The following is a 4,807-nucleotide window of genomic DNA, read 5'->3' on the forward strand; positions in this document are numbered from 1 at the left end:
TATGAAGTGCAACTGGTCCTGCATCCTTACCTTTACCTAAAGTTACACTCGTGTAATCAATGCCGCCATTATCACCAGCTTTTTTATCGTAATGCACAACAGCTGAATCATCAGACTGAAGACTAGTAGAAAGCTTCTCTAAACTTTTATCAAGCTGATCTTTATTAACAGCTTCATTACCTCTCACCGCTTCCTTCACACCGGAAAGTGTCCGATCTACTTTGTCGTTATTTGCAATATTGAGTTCTGTACCCTCTACTTCTTTACCAATAGTGATAACTTTTGTCTCATCATCCTGCTTGGCAAGACTATCACTCACTACATTGGTTACATCATTATGAACATTCGTGACAGAACTACTAATATCAGAAAGTGCTTCCGCTACACTATTGTAAACCTTTTCCTCACCAGTGCTACCATCTTCATTGACAGTTTTAAGTTTGAATGTGGGGGCAACCCATTCTCCATTCTCATATCCAGCGCCACCACCAAAATAGCTAGCAACCGTCCGATTGACTGAATAAAGCTGACCACCCGTGATTGCATCTGTTGATTTAGCGCTAATCTCACCATTTGCTAGAAACGTAATTCTACTGTTTTCTTGTGTCCTTACAGCTCTGCCTTTTTCTTCTTTGCTCTTTTCATGACGCGCTACAAACGCATTGGCTTCCTTGCTCCAATTCAAAGAATCCTGCGCTACCCCTTCAGAAACTTCCTTAATCCGTGCATTCACATTCTTGATATTATCATCAAGACCAGTAAATGCACTACCAACATTATTAAAAGAACTGTCTGTTATCTTACCATCTGCATCAACCTTGGATAACTTGTAGGTTGGTCCTTTAAAGTTTTTGCCATCAAAAGATACATCGCCACCTAAAATCTTTGAGAAATCATCTGTGATGACATGAAGCTGTCCACCCGTGACTGCATCATGTGAACCCTTGGCAATCTGACCATCGGCAACATTGTGAAGTGCTACAGCAGCAGAATTTACACCTTTTCCTAAAGTCACACTCGCATAATTTATAGTGTTATTATCACCCTCTTTTTTATCATAGTGGACAACAGCCGAGTCATCTGATTGAAGATTGTTAGAAAGCTTCTCTAAACTTTCATCAAGCTGACCTTTGTTAACAGCTTCATTATTTTGTGTTGCTTTCTTAACACCAGAAAGAGTCCGATCCGTACCAGTCTTGTTGGCTATGTTGATTTCACTACCTTCTACTGCAGCTCCAATAGTGAGACTATGCGTTGTTTTGTCTTGCTGAACAAAGCTCTCGCTTTCCACTTTGGTAATCACATTATTAACCTGTTCAGTCAATTTATTCTGAACATTCGTGATAGAACTTCCAACACCTGCAAGTGCATCCGCTACATTCGTATAGTTCTTGTCAAAAGAAGTACCATCCTCACCAAACTGCTTGATCTTGAAATCCGGTGCTTTCCATTTGCCTTCTTTATCATATCCAGCACCTCCACCAAAATAGGTTGCAAGTTGTTCGTTCAGCGAATAAAGCTGACCACCCGTGACAGCATCCGTTGAATTAGCGGTAATCTCACCATTGGCAAGAAACGTAATTCTACTGTTTTCCTGTGTCCTTACAGCCCTGCCTTTTTCTTCTTTGCTCTTTTCATGACGCGCTACAAAGGCATTGGCTTCCTTGCTCCATAACAAAGAATCCTGTGCTACTCCTTCAGAAACTTCCTTAATCCGCGCATTCACATTCTTGATATTTGCATCAAGGCCTGCAAAAGCGGTTCCAACACCTTGAAAGGCACTCTCTGTTACACTTCCATCTTTGGCAATGTAAGATAATTTATACGTTGGCTGTGTAAGAGCTCCATCTTTAAAGGATGCTTCTCCACCTAAAAACTTAGCTACATCCTCACCGATTTTATTAATCTGACCACCCGTGATTGCATCATGTGAATCCTTGGCAATCTGACCATCGGCAACATTATGCAAACCTACAGATGCCTTATCCTTACCTTTACCTAAAGTTACATTCGTGTAATCAATGCCGCCATTATCACCATCTTTTTTATCGTAGTGAACAACGGCTGAATCATCAGACTGAAGGCTGGTAGAAAGATCCTTTAAACCTTTATCTAGCTGACCTTTATTAACCGCTTCATTATTCTTCGTTGCTGCCTTCACACCAGAAAGAGTTCGATCTGCTTTGCTACTATTAGCGATATTGATTTCACTGCCTTCTACTTCTTTACCAATAGTGATGAGATTTGTATTTGCATCTTTCTTAACAAGGCTATCACCTTTCACATTGGCAATCTCATTATTAATCTCTTTGCTGATCTCATTTCTAATATTTGTGAAAGAATTACCAACTCCAGCCAAAGCATCCGCCACATTGCCATAGTCTATCTCTTCAGATTTACCATCATCTTTAACTGCCTTAACCTTAAAACTTGGTGCTTTCCATTGTCCTTGCTCATCATAACCAGCACCTCCACCAAAATAGGTTGCAAGTTGTTCGTTCAGCGAATAAAGCTGACCACCCGTGACAGCATCTGTTGAATTAGCGGTAATCTCACCATTGGCAAGGAACGTAATTCTACTGTTTTCTTGTGTCCTTACAGCTCTGCCTTTTTCTTCTTTGCTCTTTTCATGACGTGCTACAAAGGCATTAGCTTTATCGTTCCATAACAAAGCATCACCTTTAACTTGCTGAGTAATATTCGTTATGTTTTTAGTAAGTTCGCTAAACTTATTTGTGACATTATCATTGACATTCTTGATATTGCTATCAAGCTGGCTTTTGTTAACAGCGTCATTATTGTTCTTTGCTTCCCCAACACCAGAAATTATCCGATCCGCACCGCTTTCATTTGCAATATTGATTTCTGCGCCACCTACTTTTGCACCAATAGTGAGACGACTCGTTGTCTTATCTTGCTGAACAAAGCTCTCACTTTCCACTTTGGTAATCACATTATTAACCTGTTCAGTCAATTTATTCTGAACATTTGTGATAGAACTGCCAACACCTGCAAAAGCACTAGCTATATCAGGATAATCCTTATCTTTAGATCCACCATCAGCATCGAAGATCTTGACCGTGAATGTAGGAGCGGTCCATGCGCCATTCTCATACTTAGCGTTACCGCCTAAAGACGTAGCAACTCCAGTGCCCAATGTATGAAGCTGAGAGCCATTTATGGCGTCTGCTGAGCTAGCAGAAATATCTCCATCTGCAAGATATTTAATTTTTTCATTTATATAGCTATAACGTTTGTCACTTTCATCCCACACTCTATTCTGCGCTACAAAGGCACCTTCAGCCTCGCTCCATTGCAAAGAATTATTTTTCGCATCAGTAATCTGATTGGTAATCTCTTTTTTAACATTTGTGATAGAAGTACCAACACCTGCAAAAGCACTCGCTACATTAGGATAATCCTTATCTTTAAATCCACCATCAGCATCGAAGGTTTTAACCGTGAATCTAGGAGCGGTCCACGCGCCACCTTCATATTTAGCACCACCACCAAAATATGTTGCAACCTTATCGTTTGTCTCAAAAAGCTGTGAGCCATTTACTGCTTTCGTCGACTCTTTCGAAAGCATTTCAGCGCTCACACCTGAAATGATCCGAGGTTCGCCTTTAGGGCCGCTAAAATCAAGGTCAAATAGTTTATTTAGATTCTTACCAATAGTAATAAGACCTGTCTGTTCATCTTTCTTAACAAGAATACTGTCTCTTACATCAGCAACCTGTTTGTTAATATTATCTTTCATTTCATTAAAAGAACTATCAACCGCTACAAAAGCATCTGTTATATTTCCATACGTCTGATTCTGAACAGCATAGCTAGGTGGAATCCCTTTTAGTACATCAGTTTTACCACCAAAATATTTTGATGTATTCGCCATAGCCGTTTCCAGATTTCTCGCTGTGAACGAAAGACTCTCTTTGGTTTTGCTCAACTGTGAAAAATTAACTGCATCGTTCGCTCCAATACCATCCGACACTCCTGTAATCTTTTTACCCCCAGCATCGATACCTCCGGTGGTTATTTTCGGACCATTGGCAATCACTAAGCCCGTTGCGTCTAAGGTACTGCTTCCTGCATTTACTTTATTGACTGCAATATCCTTAGCTAGATCAAATTTTATATTATTGTCATCTTTGCCCTTTGTAACCTGAAGATTTGCACTTCCAGCGGAAAAATCTACCGCGCTGTCCATGATAACGGTCTTACCATCCTTACCCCCAACAGATAGCTTCCAACCGCCATTTCTTACGACACTTTCTAAGTCTTTTAACTGCATAACATTTACTGCATCGGAAGATTCACTACCAGCTGCTACACCTGTAATCTGCCGCGTTACGCCCTTACTAGAATTACCAACACTAACGGCACCCATCGTACTTTTCCATTGCGCTTCAGTGTTTTTTGCCGGACCCTGCAGTATAGAAGTATATCCTGGAACGCCTGCAGCCCTATCAGATACAGAATTGCTTCCTAGAGCAACACCTTTCGCAACCGTCACATTAGAGCTAGCGCCTATAGCAATTCCCTGCAACGCCTGCTCCTCTGCATATGCATTGTATCCCATAGCAATCGCTTCATTTGCATAACTATGTGCTTTACTACCGAAGGCTATTGAAAAATCACCTAATGAAACTGTTCTCTCTTTTTCATCATAACTATCGGTTAGAGAAGAGCCGATTGCAATGCTATTTTTAGTATTTCTACTACGACCAGCTAAAGCAGTTAAGCCGATTGCAATCCCTTGGTCAGCCTTCGTCTGCGCTACCTGCCCGTAAACAATAGCATCATG

At 40.8% G+C, this 4,807-nt stretch carries 1 pseudogene; it reads right to left on the minus strand.

The window, feature by feature from the left end:
* Positions 1-4,807 (minus strand): annotated as a pseudogene (locus tag ACFIKE_RS08250) (hypothetical protein); the annotation flags it as partial.

Origin of the sequence: Bartonella sp. MU70NMGDW, from assembly GCF_042194085.1 — a bacterium.
Classification (GTDB): domain Bacteria; phylum Pseudomonadota; class Alphaproteobacteria; order Rhizobiales; family Rhizobiaceae; genus Bartonella; species Bartonella grahamii.